Raw genomic sequence first — 17,723 nt, forward strand, 5'->3', positions numbered from 1 at the left:
ACTCCTTAGATGCCCAGTTTTTCAAAAATTTTATTTAGTTTTTCTTCAAGAATTGCTGCTGTAAAAGGTTTAACAACATATCCACTTGCACCAGCTTGCGCTGCTGCAATGATATTTTCTTTTTTAGCTTCAGCGGTCACCATGAGTACTGGTGTTGCTGCAAGTCCCGCATCACTACGAATATTTTTAAGAAGCTCTAGACCATCCATGTTTGGCATGTTCCAGTCTGTGATCACAAAATCGATTGCCGAATTGCGTAATTTAGCTAACGCGTCAGCACCATCTTCTGCTTCTTCTACATTCGTAAATCCTAATTCCTTTAGCAAATTACGAACTATGCGGCGCATTGTTGAAAAATCATCAACCACTAAAAATTTCAGATCCTTACTTGCCATTGAAAACTCCTTCAAAATATATCGGCAAATTACTGTGTTGCTTTTTAAACTGAACTTAATCAGATACGCAATGATTGTGTGCTACTGATTTTCATCAGAACAGCTTTACTCATTGCGCTTATGCTTTTCACCTCGTCTACTGCGCCTAATTCAACCGCAGCACGAGGCATACCAAAGACGACACAACTCGCTTCATCTTGTGCAAAGGTATAACTACCAGCGCGACGCATCTCTAATAAACCAGCAGCACCATCACTTCCCATTCCGGTTAAAATCACACCGATGGCATTACGTCCCGCATATTTTGCGACAGACCTAAATAGCACATCGACGGAAGGACGATGACGATTGACCGCAGGCTCTTTATTAATGTGGATCTGGTAGTTAGCACCATTACGACGAAGCTCCATGTGATAATCACCTGGCGCAATATAAGCATGCCCAGGTAATACACGTTCGCCATCTTCTGCTTCTTTTACACTAATTTGGCATAAACGATTTAATCGTTCTGCAAATGAGTGTGTAAACCCTGCGGGCATATGTTGCGTAATTAATATCGCAGGGCTGGTAATAGGTAATGGTTCTAGAAAATTACGAATAGCCTCTGTGCCACCAGTTGATGCGCCTACTGCAATCAACTTTTCACTCGAAATCATCGGTGTAAATGACAATGATTTAGAAGGCGGTGCTTGTACTTCTCGGCGATTAATTCGTGCCTGTGCAGCAGCACGAATTTTCTCGGCAATCAGTTCACTATAAGCCATCATACCTTCACGCAAACCAAGCTGTGGTTTAGTCACAAAATCAACTGCGCCCAGTTCTAACGCTTTTAACGTCACTTCTGAGCCTTTTGCTGTTAATGATGAGACCATAACGACAGGCATTGGTCTTAATCGCATCAGTTTTTCCAAGAAATCAATACCATCCATGCGTGGCATTTCAACGTCTAACGTTAATACCTGTGGGTTGTACTTTTTTATTAAGTCACGAGCCACTATAGGATCTGGTGCACAATCAACAACTTCCATATCGCTATGACTGTTGATGATTTCTCGCATGATTTGACGCATTAGCGCCGAATCATCAACACAGAGTACCGTTATTTTATTCATAACCTCTCCTTGCTGGTGTCAGCCCGTAAACGGTATGCCCATGCAAGTAGAAATCCTTGCTAAGCTGGCTTACATTTTCAGAATGTCCAACAAACAGCATTCCGTCTGGCTTAAGTAATGAGGTAAAGCGGTTAAGTAAGGTTTGTTGTGTCGCTTTGTCAAAATAGATCATGACATTACGACAAAAAATCGCATCAAAACTGCCTTCTAAATCCCATTGCTTATCGAGTAAATTCAAATACTGAAAAGAGACCATCTCGCTAATTTGCTGTCTAATTTTCACGTATCCTTCAAAATCGCCGACACCTTTGAGAAAATATTTTTTCAAATATTCATTATTTAATGTTTTAAGCTCTTCCTGTCGGTAAACACCTTTTCGTGCTTTATCCAACACATTAGTATCGATATCGCTGGCAATAATTTTGGTTTTATAAGGGTTATTTCCAAAAACATCGCGTAAAGTCATCGCAATTGAATAAGGTTCTTCTCCAGTAGATGCAGCTGCACACCATACTCGGTAGACGCCTCCTGCTCTTTTTCTGGCATGTTTTGCCAAAATAGGAAAATGATGCGCTTCCCTGAAAAATGCGGTGAGATTGGTTGTTAATGCATTTACAAACTCTTGCCATTCAGGGTTGCGTACATCACTTTTAAGAAACGCAAGATAGTCACCAAAGTTATTCATCCGTAATTCACGTAACCTCCTAGTGAGACGGTTATAAACCATCTCCCTTTTGTTGTTAGTCAGCACAATACCTGCCTTTTGATAAATCAATTGGCATATAGATTGGAACTGATCATCGGACAACATAAACCGTTGGGTAAAAATATCCAACGGTTGAGCAGCGATATCTGATAAGACTTCAGTAACATTACGTTTCATTGTTTTTTAATGGGTCTTTTTAAAAAATGATTTTTTATCTGCTTTTTTCAACCCATTACCTTCTAGGGATGAAGAGTTATTATCCTCATCCGTGTCAGGCAACTCGAATGCCGATACAGCATTAACAAGGTTATTAGCCTGATCTTCTAATGCTGCGGCAGCAGATGCTGATTGCTCCACCAAAGCAGCGTTTTGCTGTGTCACCTGATCCATCTGACTGACTGCATCAGCGACTTGGTGAATACCTCGGCTTTGTTCATCAGAAGCTGAGGCGATTTCTGCCATTAACTCAGTGACTTTATTTACTGATGTGACGAGTTCCTCCATTGTCTGCCCTGCATTATTAACGAGTTGAGAACCTTGAGAGACACGTAAAACAGATTCATCAATCAACAATTTAATTTCTTTTGCAGCATCAGCACTACGTTGAGCAAGGTTACGAACTTCTCCAGCAACAACAGAGAATCCACGTCCTTGTTCACCCGCGCGAGCAGCTTCAACCGCCGCGTTAAGTGCTAATATATTGGTTTGGAACGCAATACCATCAATCACACTGATAATAGCCCCTATCTTTTGAGAACTTTGTGTAATCGCATCCATGGTTTCAACAACACTATTCGTGATTTGGCCACCACGAATGGCTGTTTCAGAAGCAGACTCTGCGAGCTTGCTCGCTTGCAGGGCGTTATCAGCATTTTGTTTTACCGTTGCTGTTAACTCTTCCATGCTTGCCGCAGTTTCTTCTAACGAAGCAGCTTGTTGTTCAGTTCTTGAGGATAAATCCGTATTTCCTTTGGAAATTTCTTGAATACCAGAATACATAGCATGGCTGTTGTCTCGAACGATACGAATAGAACGCGCGAGCTCACCACGCATATCTCGTAGTCGTCTAAACACATCCCCTATTTCATCATCGGTGAAGACAAGAATTTCACGATTTAATTTACCGGTAGCAACATCATTAAAATAACGGCTTAAACTTGCGAAAGGCTTAATGATATTAAAACTTAGCCAGCGATGAGCGGCGAGTGATACAACAATAACCATCGCTATTGCACCGATAAACATCAAGATAGCAATAGTATAAGAGCGATGTCCCTGCTCTATAGATTCAGTAATTTCGCTCTGAACATAATTCATATAGGTATTAAATGAATTTTCCATCGCTGTTTGATAACGTTCCGTTGGTTGATCTAAAAAACCTTGGAAGTTATTGTTTTTTAACATGCTATGTAATTCAGTTAATGCACCATATAAAACGTGATAATCGTTTTTTACAGCTTCAACGATTTCTTTTTCTTCTGTTGGGATTGCCTCTTTATTTATCTCAGCAAGGAAATTTTGAAAATGAGTATTCGCCGTTTCCAAACGTGAAAGTGCAATTGATTCAATAGATTGAATATAATCCGTTGACTGTTCAGTTTTCACTGCAATAGCTACACGATTAATCGCATTACGTGTTTGTATTAAAGATGCCCAACTTAATCCTAATTCATCTCGCTTAGATGTATCTATATCTACTTTGGTGAGTTGTTCGTTATTCAAATGAACGATCCCTAGCGAAATACCACTAGAAATCACCTGCATAACGCAAAACATCATCAGTAATAAATAGAGACTGGTGGATATCTTTAATTTGCGAAACCTAAACATGCCTTCACCTCGTTTAAAGCGGTGGTTAAAAGCCACCGCTTGTCAGCCACTTGTTGTTGTTAGAAAGTTTCCCAGTTAGCGGGATCTTCAACACTGCTGCTCTTTTTCTTTTCTGAGGTTCCTGGTTTTATAAGTGGAGCAGCGGCTTTAACTACAGGGGTTGCATCCGATTCCTTTCTTTCTAGCGTTTTTTCTTCCTGACCCGGTAATTTGAAGATTGAAACTAAGCGGGTTAATGCAACTGCTTGATCTTCAAGACCAGCAGCAGCGGCTGCAGATTGTTCTACTAAAGAGGCGTTTTGCTGAGTGACACGATCCATTTCAGAAACCGCAAGGCCAACTTGTGAAATACCTCGGCTTTGCTCATCTGATGCAGAAGCGATTTCGCCCATGATGTCAGTAACACGCGTTACTGAATCCACGATACGCGTCATCGTCTCACCCGCACTTTCAACGAGTACAGAACCCGTTTCAGTACGATTTACAGAATCTTCAATCAGTGTTTTTATTTCTTTAGCAGCTTCTGCACTTCTCTGTGCAAGGTTACGAACTTCACCGGCAACTACCGCAAATCCGCGACCATGCTCACCGGCTCTTGCAGCTTCAACAGCTGCATTCAGTGCCAAAATATTGGTCTGGAATGCAATGCCATCGATAACAGCTGTGATATCGGTGATTTTCTGAGAACTTCCGGCTATGTCGTGCATCGTTTGCACCACATTAGCAACAACTTTTCCGCCTTGGCGGGCAATATCTGAGGCGTCATTAGCAAGGTTACTTGCTTGGCGAGCATTGTCCGCGTTCTGTTTCACGGTCGCCGTTAACTGTTCCATACTTGCAGCAGTTTCTTCTAACGAAGCCACTTGCTCTTCTGTACGAGCAGATAAGTCATTATTTCCAGCAGCAATTTCACTTGTACTGTTATAAATGTTTTCCGTACTTTGATAGACACCACGAACAGTTTGAATAAGCTCTTGTTGCATATGTTTTAAACCATTTGCTAACAAGCTCATTTCATTGCGACCATTCACTTCGATATTTGGACGTAAATCACCTTCAGAGAAGGTTTTAATACTTAATAGAAGTGAATTTAATGGTCTAATTAAGGCATTACGTAATGCAAACCAGCATAGAATTAATGCCGAGATAACGATAATAGCTAACACAACCATAGTAATGACAGTACGTTGATGAGAGGCTTCTAGTGCCACATTTAACTCTTCGTTAAATTTTTCATTGCGCATGACATATGCAAGATATTCTTTATAAAAAGCGTCTTGATAACCCGTGGTTGGTTGCTCAAAAAAGTCTTTTAAGTTTCTATCTTGAAGTAAAATTTCTAGTTGGTTTAATGCAGAGAAATATTCGATAAAACGCCCTTTTAAGCTACGAACATCATCTTCTGAGTGAACTTGATAAGCGGTAATATTCTTTTCAAATTCTTTAAATTTCTCGTCTGCACGAGACATATTTTTACGAGCAAGCCCCGTCAAATAGTCAACAGACAGAGAATCATCTACATTAAGATTTTTATCTTGTAATAAAAAACTAATCGCTGCACGATTAATATTATTACGCGCTTGTAGTAAGTTAGCCCAGCTTTCATCTAGACGCTCACGTTGATCCTGTATTGTTAGTGTTTTATTCAGGTCATTTCTTGTCTCAACAATATTTGAGTAAAAAACACCCCCAGATACAAACTGCAAAACACCAAACAACAGAAGAATGGATAATAATCCAGTCACTATTTTCATTCGGCTAAACATAGTTTCCCTTTTTATAATAAATGGTAATGAGCAAGTTATCGGCAGACTTAAGAGAAACTTTATAGGATTCATTTCGCCTTAGTCGCATTTTTGCTCCATTAGAAAGCGGTGGTAATACTGTTTTTAATTAAAATTATAAGTATAAAAAACTTTAAAGTTATTTCCGTCAGTAGAAAAATATTATAGCTAGGTGATAGCTACTTATAAGTTGATAAATAATAAAATAGAACTTAACTAAAATTATTAGTTCTTTTTTATCTTTTAATTTTACTTAAAGTTAATTTAATGCTTTAGCACTCGCTAATAAAATAAAAAAAGATAGAAATAGCTATTCCGGCAAAATTACCGGAACAGTATTTAGATTATTTTTAAAAAAAACAAAACTTATTTAGCTTGAATTGTTGCGCTATCGACTAATTCCATTTCTTCACTATTGAGTAATTTTTCAATATCCACAAGAATAAGCATTCTTTCATCTAAAGTACCTAAACCTGTTAAATACTCAGTAGACATTGTGACCGCAAACTCTGGCGCGGGGCAGATCTGCTCTGGTTTTAGCGTAAGAACATCAGAAACGCCATCAACAACAATTCCTACAATTCGATTTAATAAGTTAACCACAATAACAACAGTATTGTCATTATAAGTTACACTTTCTTGTGAAAATTTAATACGCAGATCAACTATCGGAACAATAACGCCCCGTAAATTAGTTACGCCTTTAATAAAGCTAGGTGAATTAGCAATACGTGTAACTTGGTCATATCCGCGAATTTCTTGAACCTTTAAAATATCAATTCCATATTCTTCATCGCCCAGCGTAAAAATTAGAAATCCTTGTCCAACAGTTTCACCGGATAATTTCTCGAAATGTTCCGAAGCCATAATCTTATTTTATCCTCACTATTAAATGACTGCGCTTGCAGTTGTATTCTTTTTCTTATTCGTCATTTGTGTATGACTTAAACGTTGCAATTCTGGTACATCAAGAATTAAAGCCACACTACCGTCGCCCATAATTGTTGCAGCAGATATACCAGGAACTTTTCGGTAATTGCTTTCTATATTTTTAACAACAACTTGATGCTGGCCAACTAATTGATCTACCAATAAAGCATAACGACGTCCGGCACTCTGAACAATAACCGCAATTGCTTGGGTAATATCAGTTTGAGCGCCTTCAATATTAAAAGTACGATGCAGTTCAATCAGTGGTAAATATTCCCCTCTGACCTGCAATAATTTCTCATCGCCAGCCAATGGATAAATATCGTCTTCTTCCGGTTGTAAAGAACTGACTACCGTTCCTAATGGTAAAATAAAGACTTCGTCATGAACTTTGACGGACATACCATCTAAAATTGCTAATGTCAGTGGAAGTAAAATACGAATGCGCGTTCCTTTACCCACTTCAAAACTGATTTGAATTTGACCACCCATCTCTTGGATATTTCGTTTTACAACATCCATACCCACACCGCGACCAGAAACATCTGTTACTACTTCTGCGGTAGAGAAACCGGGTGCAAAAATCAGCATAGCAATTTCTTCATTGCTCATATTTTCAGAAACAGCAAGCCCAGAGGAAATCGCTTTTTTCAAAATACGTTCGCGGTTTAATCCAGCACCATCATCAGTCACTTCAATACAAATATTACCGCCTTGATGTTCCGCAGACAGGGTTAATTGCCCCGCTTCCGGTTTACCCGCCGCAACACGATCAGCGGGCATTTCAATACCGTGATCAAGACTGTTACGCACTAAGTGAGTTAAAGGATCGATAATTTTTTCAATTAAGCTTTTATCAAGTTCTGTTGAGCTACCAATCATGTTTAGCTCAACTTTCTTATTCATTTTACCTGCAACATCACGCACAACTCGAGGGAAGCGACTGAAAACATACTCCATCGGCATCATACGAATTGACATAACAGATTCTTGTAAATCACGAGAATTACGCTGTAGCTGAGCAATACAACTTAGTAAATCACTATATATTGCTGGATCAAGACTACCACTGTGCTGTGCCAACATTGACTGAGTGATAACCAGCTCACCCACTAAGTTGATTAATTGGTCAACTTTTTCAACGGCAACACGAATACTGCTTGATTCTGTTTTCGGTGCAGCAGCGGCAACAGGTCTTTTCGTTGGTGCTGCCGATGCTGCTGGTGCTTTAGCAGGTTCTGCCGATGGCGTCACTTTTTCAGCAACGGTTTTTTGTACAGGCGCTGGTTGCTCAACTTGGATTTCAACATGAGCATCATCAACAGATGTTGTACTTTCTTCTGTAACTGTGTTTTTTTCTGCAACAGCCACTTTTTTAAACGAGATTTGTTCAGGTTCAATCACAAAACAAAGTACAGCGCTGATATCTTCTTCTGTTGCAGTGGTTTTCAATATTGCTTCAAGACCATGATGCTGTTTTTCAACTTGGCTAACTTCACCAAGATGTTTTAATTCATCAAGCATTAAATCAATATCTGTCTCTTTAAGATCAGACAAAATAATATGATGATAATAATGTCCATCAGCCGCCATCGTCGATGCGACTTCGACCATGGTTTCTACGGCTTCACTTTGCACATTTTCAGCGTCAGATGACAAAACAGGAGTTTCAGTCATTGTGGCCTGTGAGTCTGAAGCTTCAGATCCAGCAACAGCCTCAACGTGAGGAGCGGATTGTTCTTCTTTTACATCGAGAGCCAGCTGACGCAACTTCTCACAAATATAGTTAAATGTTTCCTCATCAGGTTCTTGTGAGTTTTTATGTGCATCCAATTGCTGTTGCATAATATCTTTCGCTTCCAGAAACAGGTTAATAATGTCGTCGGTGAGCGCCATCTCATGACGTCTTGCACTATCGAGCAAGTTTTCAAGCACATGAGTGGTCTGTTGAAGTTTAACGAAGCCAAATGTTGCAGCTCCTCCTTTTATGGAGTGTGCACTACGGAAAATCGCATTCATCTGTTCTTGATCTGGATTTGCAGGATCAAGTAACAGTAAATGCTGTTCCATATCAGCTAACAACTCATCTGCTTCATCAAAAAATGTTTGATAAAACTCAGTAATATCCATCGTTACTCATTCACCTTTACGCGATTACTAACAAATTAGGGTGCTGTTCCCTGCTTTGTAGTAATATTTGTCGATTGTGATGGCAAACTTTCCCCAGAAACTCCTGTTTCAACATTTTCCTTTTTTGATTCGGGAAGCTCAGATGCAGAATACACAGACGAACCCGTCTGTGTGTTTCCTGCTTTTTCTTGTGGGGTTTCTTGCCCTGAAAGTAGAGGTTCAATTTCTGAAGTCTCTGTTACTGTCGGTGCAACCCGCTCATTTTCTTGTACAATTTTTTGTTCTGCTTGCTTCGTTAAGACCAAAATACTGATCCGTCGGTTAGCAGGTGCAAAACCATCCTCTTTAACTAAATGAACTGTTGATGCCATACCTACAACACGCAACACTTTCCATTCACTCAATCCTGCACCAATTAATTCTCGACGAGAGGCATTCGCACGATCTGTTGATAGTTCCCAGTTACTATATTTTAAAGCGCCACTTGCATAAGGAATATCATCGGTATGACCTGATAAACTGATTTTGTATGGCGTGTCATTTAAAATAGGTGCTATTGCCGTCAAAATATCCTTCATATAAGGTTCAACGGTGGCACTACCGACTCTAAACATAGGTCGGCTTTCTTTATCTATAATCTGAATTCGTAACCCTTCATCCATCATGTCTATTAATAAATGAGGCTTCAGATCTTTTAACCGAGGATCATTTAAAATGACTTGCTCTAAACTGTCTTTTAAACGACGGAATTGTTGCTTTTCATTGAGCTGTTTATCTTCCTGGCCTTTTGGCAAAATATCACCTTCGTTATAGACAGGATCACGCCCTCCTCCAGGAATAGGATTGGTTGCATCCCCACTAAATCGCCCTTTCTCAATAGCAACTTTTAATGGCGTACGAAAATATTCGGCTACACGAGTTAATTCTTGAGGGCTAGCGATTGAAAGTAACCACATCACCAGAAAGAAAGCCATCATTGCAGTCATAAAGTCAGCATAAGCTATCTTCCATGCACCACCATGAGCGTTATGTTGTTTTCTCCCTCGCTTTTTAACTCGAATGATTTGTGAATTACTCTTCATGATTACTCTTCTTTCATTGCATCAGGATTTGCCTGCATCGGTGTCCGTACCTGACGTACATGTTCTTCCAATTCAACAAAAGAAGGTCTGTCTGCCAGAAAGAGGGTTTTACGTCCAAATTCAACTGCTATCTGTGGCGCATATCCATTCATGCTAGATAACAATGTTGTTTTGATACACTCCATCATTTTCATTTGTTGACTAGAGCGTTGTCTAATTCGAGAAGCTAATGGTGAAATAAAACCATAAGCTAATAAAATACCTAAGAAAGTACCAACCATTGCGTGTCCAATTAAAGCCCCCATTTCACCAGCAGGCCTATCCGCAGCACCTAACGCATTTACAACCCCCATAACGGCGGCAACGATACCAAATGCTGGTAATGAGTCACCCATAGTTGACAAACCTAAAGCGGGTACTTCACTTTCCTCTTCAAAGGTTGCGATCTCTTCATCCATCAGAGATTCAATCTCATAAGGGTTCATATTCCCTGTCACCATCAGGCGCATATAGTCCGTAATAAAGCTAAGCATATAAGCATCTTTCATAATGCGGGGATACTGAGAAAAAATATCACTTTGCTGTGGGTTTTCGATATCTCTCTCTAATGCCAACATCCCGTTTTGACGCGCTTTTGACAATAAACGAAACATCAGTGCCATTAAATCCATGTACATCGCTTTATTGTAATTTGTGCTACGAAGTAATTTTGGTAGGATCTTCATTGTTGATACAATTGCTCTACCATTATTACCTACAATAAAAGCACCGATGCCGGCACCAAAGATGATTAAAAACTCGGCTGGTTGATATAATGCGCCTAAACTACCTCCGACGAGGGTATACCCTCCGAGGACAGCACAAATCACCACGATATATCCTAAGAGTACTAACACGCGATATCCCTTTAGCTAATTTCGTTATAGAGAGAATGGCGAACATAGCAGCAAGAGATAGGAGGGGGAGAGGAAACGGCTCAGGTTATAGATAACTAAACTCTATAACCTGATATTTAACTTTCAATCTCGAATCACATTGCAAACTGTTCAAGACCATCCAACAGTTGTAAGTTAATATCGGCAGGATTGGCGGAAAGTTTACGTTTTTTTATTGCGCGAGAAGGTGGCTGGCAAAGACTACAAACATAATTGCTAGCTGGTTGGTGTGCGTGTGTAATAAATGAACCATTACATTTGGTACAAACAGAAAGTTGCAACATGCCACTTTCAACAAAGCGTACTAATGTCCATGCTCTTGTTAGTGCTAAAATAGGTTCTTGATCTTTAACAGGCGGACATTGTTCTAAGTATAAACGATAAGCTTTAACAACAGCCTCAACACCAACACAACCGCCATTTTTTAATAAAAAGCGATAAGCGTTATAAAACATTGAGGAATGGATATTTTGTTCCCATGTCATAAACCAATCCGTTGAAAATGGTAGCATTCCTTTTGGAGGGGGGCTCCCTCTTAATTCTTTGTATAATTTAATTAAACGCCCCCGACTTAATTGAGTTTCACTTTCAAGCATTTGCAAGCGGGCACCCAAGGTGATTAATTCCATTGCTAAGCGAATATCTTTCGCTTCTCGGACGATACTTTTCTCACTCATTGTTATGCCCGCTTCTTTGTCGCAGTAGTATCTTGTTCCGATAACTGACGAAACAAGTTAGAAGAAAGAAGAATACCAGTATGAATTTGTTGTAAATCATCCACTCTAGATTCTTTAGTGAGTTGTTCTATTGTTTCGCTGTCTTCAAACCGGAAATTACAGATTAGTTGGTTTGTTTCAGCCAACTTAACCAATTGAGGCAATGTAAGCTCTGCCAGCGCATCCGCCATCGCGTCACTAATCCCAAGCCGAAACATTGCGGAAGCCTTTTCTTGGTTAATTAACCTTTGCGCTAAAAGCAAATACGATAAATTTATGTCATAAATATGCTTAAGCAATTCAACCGTACTCATCTCTTTACATCCCGTCCGATTATATTGAACAAAGAGGATCTCTCTAATGAAAGATCCCGAGGAAATTAATATAAATGTAATATTAAATTTCCAGGCCCCATTTTATGAACATGACACGTAGTAACACTACCTTGTATTACTTAGTTACGGTCATTTTCAAAAGTAGCGAAAAAAACATTTAAATTAAAAGTAAACTTTAAATGCTCGCCAATATAGCTCGTTAAGAATAATCCTAACGCAACAACTTTACTCCTTAACGATTAAGTTATTCAACGGATAAAGTAGTCTAATTTAAATACTCTGTGAGTCACATCACAAAAAGATAATCATTATTATGGAATTAGTTCATTAACTATTCAAGTGATAAAAGTAATAAAACATGGTGTAAATTAATAAGCTAATCTACCCAAATTAAAATATTAATGATAATTTTTTATTTTATACGATCTATTAAACTTATAAATCTAAAAATACAGCATAAAAATTTGACAAATCCTAAATTGTAGATTTTTTTGATCACAGTAACATATATTGATATATCTCCTCCTCATCTTTATCTAAACAAGCCCCCCAAATTTAATAAATATTTCTATAGATATTATTTTTTTCATCATTTACGTAAACCTTCAGAAATGATCACTTTTTATTTACAATTTGTTTGAAAAACAACCCATTCTAATTATTTATAGTTATCCTAAATTTTTTTATTATTTCACGATAAAAATTATCCTTTAAAATCAATGTGATAACTTGATGTATTTATTAAGCAGAACGATAAGTCATATAAAATTAAATTCTTAGTTATGCATCTTCACCCTTAAATCATTGAATATTTATTTCCACATTATTAAAGTTTCAACTGTAATAATAAAATTTAATTAATGATTATTAAGCGCTATTTAACACTTAAATTACAGAACTCTTAATAAGAGTTTTATTGGCTGTAAATTAGTCACAAAGAAATAATATCCACATATAAGTAAGTTTTACTTATGAATCACAGTATATTTTATGAACAATATAAATTTAAAATTGCCACAATTTTAATATAAAAACAAAAGAATACTTTTTATTTAATTAAATAAAAAGACTGTTATTTAATTATCGATTCAAAATGGAATATAAAAATAATATAGCATTTAACTTAAGTTAAATTAAAAAAAACAATCATTTTTTTATAAAATAAAGTCACAATTTATTAGTATAAAAAATCAAATTAAAATCCGCTTATTTTTCTCTTTATATAGATATATATTAATAAAATAATCGACGATTAATTAAAAACATAATATCCAGTAAAAAATATAAATAAAAAAGCAGATTTATAATTTATATCTTATATAAATACACATCTTTTTTTATAAAAAAAGACATTTTATGAAATATAAATTTCGATTTCATAAAAAAAGATCCCAAGATCTCCAATATAAAGTGATTAATTCATAAAATAATAAGGCAAAATATAAATTCTGTTTTTCCTGTTATCAGCATTATCTCAACACAATAAACGGCTGTAATGACAAATATGACAACCTGAAGTTAACACTTGTACACATCAACTTTTTCAATGTAAAGACAGAAAAACAAATATGATCAAAATAACATCTCATTGACTATTCTATTAGCATTAGTGCGAACTAAAAAATATCAAATGTTACCTTTTAGCCCCAAAATAGTCCCTATCAGTAATTAGTTTTACTCTTACCAATGATGAGCATTGTTTCACGTTTCCTCTTATTATGTGGTTAGCCTCTTTTTTTTAACCTAGCTAGCACAAGTATCAAGACATTACAGAGCCAAAAGTGCTGACTTAGTAACAACACCATTACTTAACAAAAGTTGATGTTGATGGGCTTAGGAGAGTATAAAGATTTATATATCGGTATATCTTTACTTAAAGCGCTAAAATATATCTCTAAATATTCTTCTATTCTAACCACTAATTTTACTCATTTTATTACCTTTTTTATGAGTAATTTTGCGTTTAAAAAGACTTTTCCTCTCGATCAAAACCTAATAAAAATATTGGTGTATCTAAATAATCAAGACTTATATCTCATTTATTAGATTAGTCTTAAAAACCAATAACAGACCTTAGTATTCTATACACCTAAACTGTTCTAAATTTTTGGAAAAAAAGGTTTTGAAAATATTGTAACCGTATTTTTCAAAAGTAATAATTGAGATCATTCATGCGGTGAATGCAAATACTTTATGCATTGCTTTCAGTTCTATTGAAATGAGTTACATCGTTTTTAGTAAGTAAACATGAAATGATTGTTCACCCTTTTATACCAGCAATTTTTTAAATTAATGTACCTCTTATCGTTGTTTTTATCTTTTTTGGTAAATCGAAAAAGGTCAGTACCACAATTATCTTTTATATATATTTTTACAGCGAATACTAATGACACATCTATTTCATACTAAGATAATTCTCCTTCTGTAATAAGTAAGATTTACGTCCTTGACAAATTTATAAACAATATAATTTTGAAATTATTATTTTATTGGATGGAAAGAGTGGTGTGGTTTTTCTACTCTTATTATAAGATTACTTATTGGTATCAATTTTTCTACATGACTTTTACAAAAAATCCTACAATTTTTCAAAAGGTTTTCATTCATAATTGATTAGTGATTACAAACAACATACCACAGCAATTCATCAGCTTTACTGTAGCGGTCTAAACTCACCATTTTCCTGAATTCTTCCTCATTTTTTGAAAGTCTAATTTGATTAAATTAAAAATATTACTCAAAAAGTCACACTTAAATTAAATACAATAGAAAATATTGATAAAATTTTCGCCAAATACATTGAAATAATTTGAGAGTATAATTTAGGTATTAAAAAAAAATCCAATATAATCAATGGAAAACACCGCTTTTTTCCCAAAATTCTATACTGCACTAAGCCCCTTAATAACGATTTTTTGTCCTACAATACTCCTAAGTACCTCATTTAATAAGCAAACTATGGGGAGCAATCGCTTACTTGATTTTAGTTTTTCCTGTTTATTAAAAACAAAATAAACAGAGATAAATCAAATCAGTCTAAAAAGGGCGATTAATAAAGATGAGAAATAACGTCAAATACATCCAAACTCTGTTCAACATTTTTCATTCATAACTCATTATATACGGGTTAACCACAATACAAATAATTGTACATTAATCAATTTAGGTAAAAATGTTTGTTTTTATTAAAACGAAAATGAATATATTCCACCCTATTACGTATTTTAATTAGTTTTTTTGAGCACATTTTTCTATTTTTTATTCCATAAAGTAATAGTTACAAAAATAATAATTACATAAACAAAATACTTTATTTCTATATATCAGTAATAATACGTAACTCATGACTAAGATCTCATTATTCTCATCAGAGAAATGAGTTTTTGAATTAAGTATTATGCTAAGGCTCTTAATAACTTGAGGTTTAGATAGGCAAAAGTGAATGGTTTACTAAGAACAAACAAAAATATGTGACTGGTATGAATAAACATAATCGACGACACAACAGCTTGAAATATGACAGTTCTATTACTTACAAGTTACAAAGTTATATTCTTTATAACTTTTATCAATATTCATATTCCCTTTTGAAATAACTTTGTAATTTGATATCTATCTCGTCTTTATACGACAAAAAAAGCGCCCTATATTTAATATAGGGCGCCTCAAGTAGAAAGATATTATCTTGAAAAGATCCATCAAGCAGGATGCTCTGCCGCTATCTTCCAATTAATTGCGCTGACACTCTTTTCTAAACTTACTCTGCAAACAATCGCTTCTATCTCTTTTTGCTCGACAGGTGTTGCCAGCAATTCAGCACACACTTCTAGCTGACTAGGCATCAATGTATCAGCACTGCTTAAAGACTGTAATCGAACATGTAATCCATTTATTGCTTGTAAAATGAGTGTTCTAACCAAAACTTCATCTTCTTCATGACAAATAATTCGTATTGAGTAGCGTTGTTCTATATCTATTGCTTGATGTTGTGGCTGAGCGTTTATCCGCTGAGCTGCTTCTCGTAGTAAGATATTCGCACAAAGAATAAGAAGTGTTGCTATAGTTGCCAATTGATATAAACCTAAACCACATAACACGCCAATTCCTGCTGAACACCAAAGCGTTGCGGCAGTATTAAGTCCACGTATATTCATTCCTTCACGCATGATCACACCAGCACCAAGAAATCCAATACCTGAAACAACTTGAGCTGCGATCCGACCGGGACTATCTGGCGAAGTTTCTATTGAACTTAAAATAAAAACAGCGGCACCGGTTGCAACTAAAGCATTTGTTCTTAAACCAGCCATTCTTTGTCGCCATTGACGTTCGGCACCAATCAAAGCACCAAGACACATTGCAATCACGAGATTTAAAATATAAGGCGTCATCGTCATGTTTATTTCCTCTACATGATGATTAAAATCGATATGAAAATTTTGCTCTGATAGTTCAGAGTGTTGAAATTAATTCATCGCCTTAGGTGGAGGAAATAAAGAGAAAAAAATGTAGCACATGAAGTTACCCTTCTTATGTTAGCGACATAAGGGAAATTATTTGGGTAAGTACATAATAGGAATATATAAGAAAGGAATATTACAATGCACTGCCCACCAAAATGGTAAGCAGTTTTAGTGAAGAAAACAGCTTACCTATTATTTTGAATAAAATTATTCTCAGTTAATGGAGTTATCATTAACCTACAACTTTCTGTCTCCACTATGTTTTCTCCTAACTAAAATTTGGCAAAAGTATAAGTAGCTGATTTGAAAATGTAAATGAACCGTACCTAAACGTCAGTCACTTTTGCTGTATTGGTCTAACAAATGTTCCTTCACCGCCCTCTTTTTCATTAAAAAACCAAATTCCTTTTGGATATTCAGGGAGTGATACTAAATACATTATGCCTTCATTAAATTCTTCGATAAGTAGGATAGTTCCTTCACGATCGTCAATACCATCAGTTTTCACAACAACGTTATCATTAACCTGCATTTTCTCTCCTGATAAATATTATCATTCTCTTTTTCTTTATTTTACCCATAAAGAAAAAGCCTGCCACCATAAGGTGACAGGCTTGAAGAAAATTTTTAAAAGGCTTTAAATTACAGAGCTGTTACGTTAGCAGCTGCTGGACCTTTTGCACCGTTTTCAATTGTGAATTCTACGTTCTGACCTTCAGCCAGAGTTTTGAAACCGTTACCTTGAATGGCAGAAAAGTGAACGAATACGTCTTTGCTTCCGTCTGCTGGAGTAATAAAACCAAAGCCTTTAGACTCGTTGAACCACTTAACTTGACCTTTCATTTTGTCAGACATGTGACTTTCCTATATATCAATAAAACGTTGCCTTCTCGGCATCTACTGGCCTGAACTACCTATAACTTATGGGCACACATGAAGAAAACGGTCAAAAAGCGATGCTGTTTAAAACTCATTAACTTAGAATGTCAATCATAAATCAGGTCTGTATTGAGGCCTTACTCATTAACGCATGAGACAAGTTTAATAGCAATAGTTTTATGCGTCTAAAGATTAAAAAAATGCGAATTGCACATTAAAAATACAATTCTTCCTCTATTTTTATCACTGTGCATAAAATTTATTTGATATTTTATCTCTATTATTAACAATGACTAAGAATATTCTTAATGGTCTAACAATAACAGTTAATACCAGAATTTAAAAAAACTGTTCTACCCGCTTATCTTGTCCCCGTGATAATCTAGTAATAAGAAACAAGTTTGCAACATTCATCTCTGAAGGTGT

At 36.2% G+C, this 17,723-nt stretch carries 14 protein-coding genes; all 14 read right to left on the minus strand.

The genetic code is table 11. The annotated features are described in order from the left end of the window. Positions 1-5: 5 nt before the first annotated feature. The 14 genes from cheY to cspE all read right to left on the minus strand — a co-directional run bounded on the left by cheY (position 6) and on the right by cspE (position 17,273). The gene (cheY, locus tag JEP36_RS08445) at positions 6-395 is read right to left on the minus strand and encodes a chemotaxis response regulator CheY (RefSeq protein WP_023581807.1); all 390 of its coding nucleotides are present in this window, start codon (positions 393-395) and stop codon (positions 6-8) included. A gap of 59 nt (positions 396-454) precedes the next feature. After that, positions 455-1,507 (minus strand): protein-glutamate methylesterase/protein-glutamine glutaminase, encoded by a 1,053-nt coding sequence (locus tag JEP36_RS08450; protein ID WP_109373805.1) that lies wholly within the window; start codon positions 1,505-1,507, stop codon positions 455-457. Next, complete coding sequence (gene cheR, locus JEP36_RS08455; RefSeq protein WP_109373806.1) at positions 1,500-2,390, minus strand: protein-glutamate O-methyltransferase CheR; 891 nt, start codon at positions 2,388-2,390, stop codon at positions 1,500-1,502. The genes JEP36_RS08450 and cheR overlap by 8 nt, the downstream gene beginning before the upstream one ends. 6 nt (positions 2,391-2,396) lie before the next feature. Next, positions 2,397-4,043: a methyl-accepting chemotaxis protein gene (locus JEP36_RS08460; protein ID WP_198619824.1), complete on the minus strand. Its 1,647-nt coding sequence runs from the start codon at positions 4,041-4,043 to the stop codon at positions 2,397-2,399. Positions 4,044-4,102: 59 nt separating this feature from the next. Continuing rightward, the gene (locus JEP36_RS08465; RefSeq protein WP_160230501.1) at positions 4,103-5,809 is read right to left on the minus strand and encodes a methyl-accepting chemotaxis protein; all 1,707 of its coding nucleotides are present in this window, start codon (positions 5,807-5,809) and stop codon (positions 4,103-4,105) included. Between the two features lie 384 nt (positions 5,810-6,193). Next, a complete protein-coding gene (gene cheW / locus JEP36_RS08470) occupies positions 6,194-6,694 on the minus strand; it encodes a chemotaxis protein CheW (protein WP_023581802.1) in 501 nt (166 codons plus the stop codon). A 21-nt stretch (positions 6,695-6,715) separates the two neighbouring features. Beyond that, on the minus strand, positions 6,716-8,887 hold the full coding sequence (gene cheA / locus JEP36_RS08475; RefSeq protein ID WP_198619823.1) for a chemotaxis protein CheA: 2,172 nt from the start codon (positions 8,885-8,887) through the stop codon (positions 6,716-6,718). Between the two features lie 35 nt (positions 8,888-8,922). After that, positions 8,923-9,969 (minus strand): flagellar motor protein MotB, encoded by a 1,047-nt coding sequence (motB, locus tag JEP36_RS08480; protein WP_198630082.1) that lies wholly within the window; start codon positions 9,967-9,969, stop codon positions 8,923-8,925. A 2-nt stretch (positions 9,970-9,971) separates the two neighbouring features. Beyond that, complete coding sequence (gene motA, locus JEP36_RS08485; RefSeq protein WP_196571556.1) at positions 9,972-10,865, minus strand: flagellar motor stator protein MotA; 894 nt, start codon at positions 10,863-10,865, stop codon at positions 9,972-9,974. Positions 10,866-10,999: 134 nt separating this feature from the next. After that, entirely contained in the window at positions 11,000-11,581 is a 582-nt protein-coding gene (flhC, locus tag JEP36_RS08490) for a flagellar transcriptional regulator FlhC (protein ID WP_006533207.1), read from the minus strand. Between the two features lie 2 nt (positions 11,582-11,583). Next, positions 11,584-11,934 carry a flagellar transcriptional regulator FlhD gene (gene flhD / locus JEP36_RS08495; protein WP_072063484.1) on the minus strand — a complete coding sequence of 117 codons (351 nt, stop codon included), beginning with the start codon at positions 11,932-11,934 and terminating at the stop codon, positions 11,584-11,586. Between the two features lie 3,719 nt (positions 11,935-15,653). Then, positions 15,654-16,352, minus strand: a complete 699-nt coding sequence (locus JEP36_RS08500; RefSeq protein WP_072068540.1) for an MgtC family protein — start codon at positions 16,350-16,352, stop codon at positions 15,654-15,656. Between the two features lie 403 nt (positions 16,353-16,755). Further along, positions 16,756-16,950 carry a protein DsrB gene (gene dsrB, locus JEP36_RS08505; protein ID WP_099075784.1) on the minus strand — a complete coding sequence of 65 codons (195 nt, stop codon included), beginning with the start codon at positions 16,948-16,950 and terminating at the stop codon, positions 16,756-16,758. Between the two features lie 110 nt (positions 16,951-17,060). After that, complete coding sequence (gene cspE / locus JEP36_RS08510; RefSeq protein WP_004243573.1) at positions 17,061-17,273, minus strand: transcription antiterminator/RNA stability regulator CspE; 213 nt, start codon at positions 17,271-17,273, stop codon at positions 17,061-17,063. Positions 17,274-17,723: the final 450 nt, after the last annotated feature.

Source organism: Proteus sp. PR00208 (assembly GCF_016238545.1).
Taxonomy (GTDB): domain Bacteria; phylum Pseudomonadota; class Gammaproteobacteria; order Enterobacterales; family Enterobacteriaceae; genus Proteus.

Bases quoted from the DNA above. Each gene is read 5' to 3' on its own strand.
- cheY (WP_023581807.1), bottom strand. From the start codon at position 395: ATGGCAAGTAAGGATCTGAAATTTTTAGTGGTTGATGATTTTTCAACA.
- JEP36_RS08450 (WP_109373805.1), bottom strand. From the start codon at position 1,507: ATGAATAAAATAACGGTACTCTGTGTTGATGATTCGGCGCTAATGCGT.
- cheR (WP_109373806.1), bottom strand. From the start codon at position 2,390: ATGAAACGTAATGTTACTGAAGTCTTATCAGATATCGCTGCTCAACCG.
- JEP36_RS08460 (WP_198619824.1), bottom strand. From the start codon at position 4,043: ATGTTTAGGTTTCGCAAATTAAAGATATCCACCAGTCTCTATTTATTA.
- JEP36_RS08465 (WP_160230501.1), bottom strand. From the start codon at position 5,809: ATGTTTAGCCGAATGAAAATAGTGACTGGATTATTATCCATTCTTCTG.
- cheW (WP_023581802.1), bottom strand. From the start codon at position 6,694: ATGGCTTCGGAACATTTCGAGAAATTATCCGGTGAAACTGTTGGACAA.
- cheA (WP_198619823.1), bottom strand. From the start codon at position 8,887: ATGGATATTACTGAGTTTTATCAAACATTTTTTGATGAAGCAGATGAG.
- motB (WP_198630082.1), bottom strand. From the start codon at position 9,969: ATGAAGAGTAATTCACAAATCATTCGAGTTAAAAAGCGAGGGAGAAAA.
- flhC (WP_006533207.1), bottom strand. From the start codon at position 11,581: ATGAGTGAGAAAAGTATCGTCCGAGAAGCGAAAGATATTCGCTTAGCA.
- flhD (WP_072063484.1), bottom strand. From the start codon at position 11,934: ATGAGTACGGTTGAATTGCTTAAGCATATTTATGACATAAATTTATCG.
- JEP36_RS08500 (WP_072068540.1), bottom strand. From the start codon at position 16,352: ATGACGATGACGCCTTATATTTTAAATCTCGTGATTGCAATGTGTCTT.
- dsrB (WP_099075784.1), bottom strand. From the start codon at position 16,950: ATGCAGGTTAATGATAACGTTGTTGTGAAAACTGATGGTATTGACGAT.
- cspE (WP_004243573.1), bottom strand. From the start codon at position 17,273: ATGTCTGACAAAATGAAAGGTCAAGTTAAGTGGTTCAACGAGTCTAAA.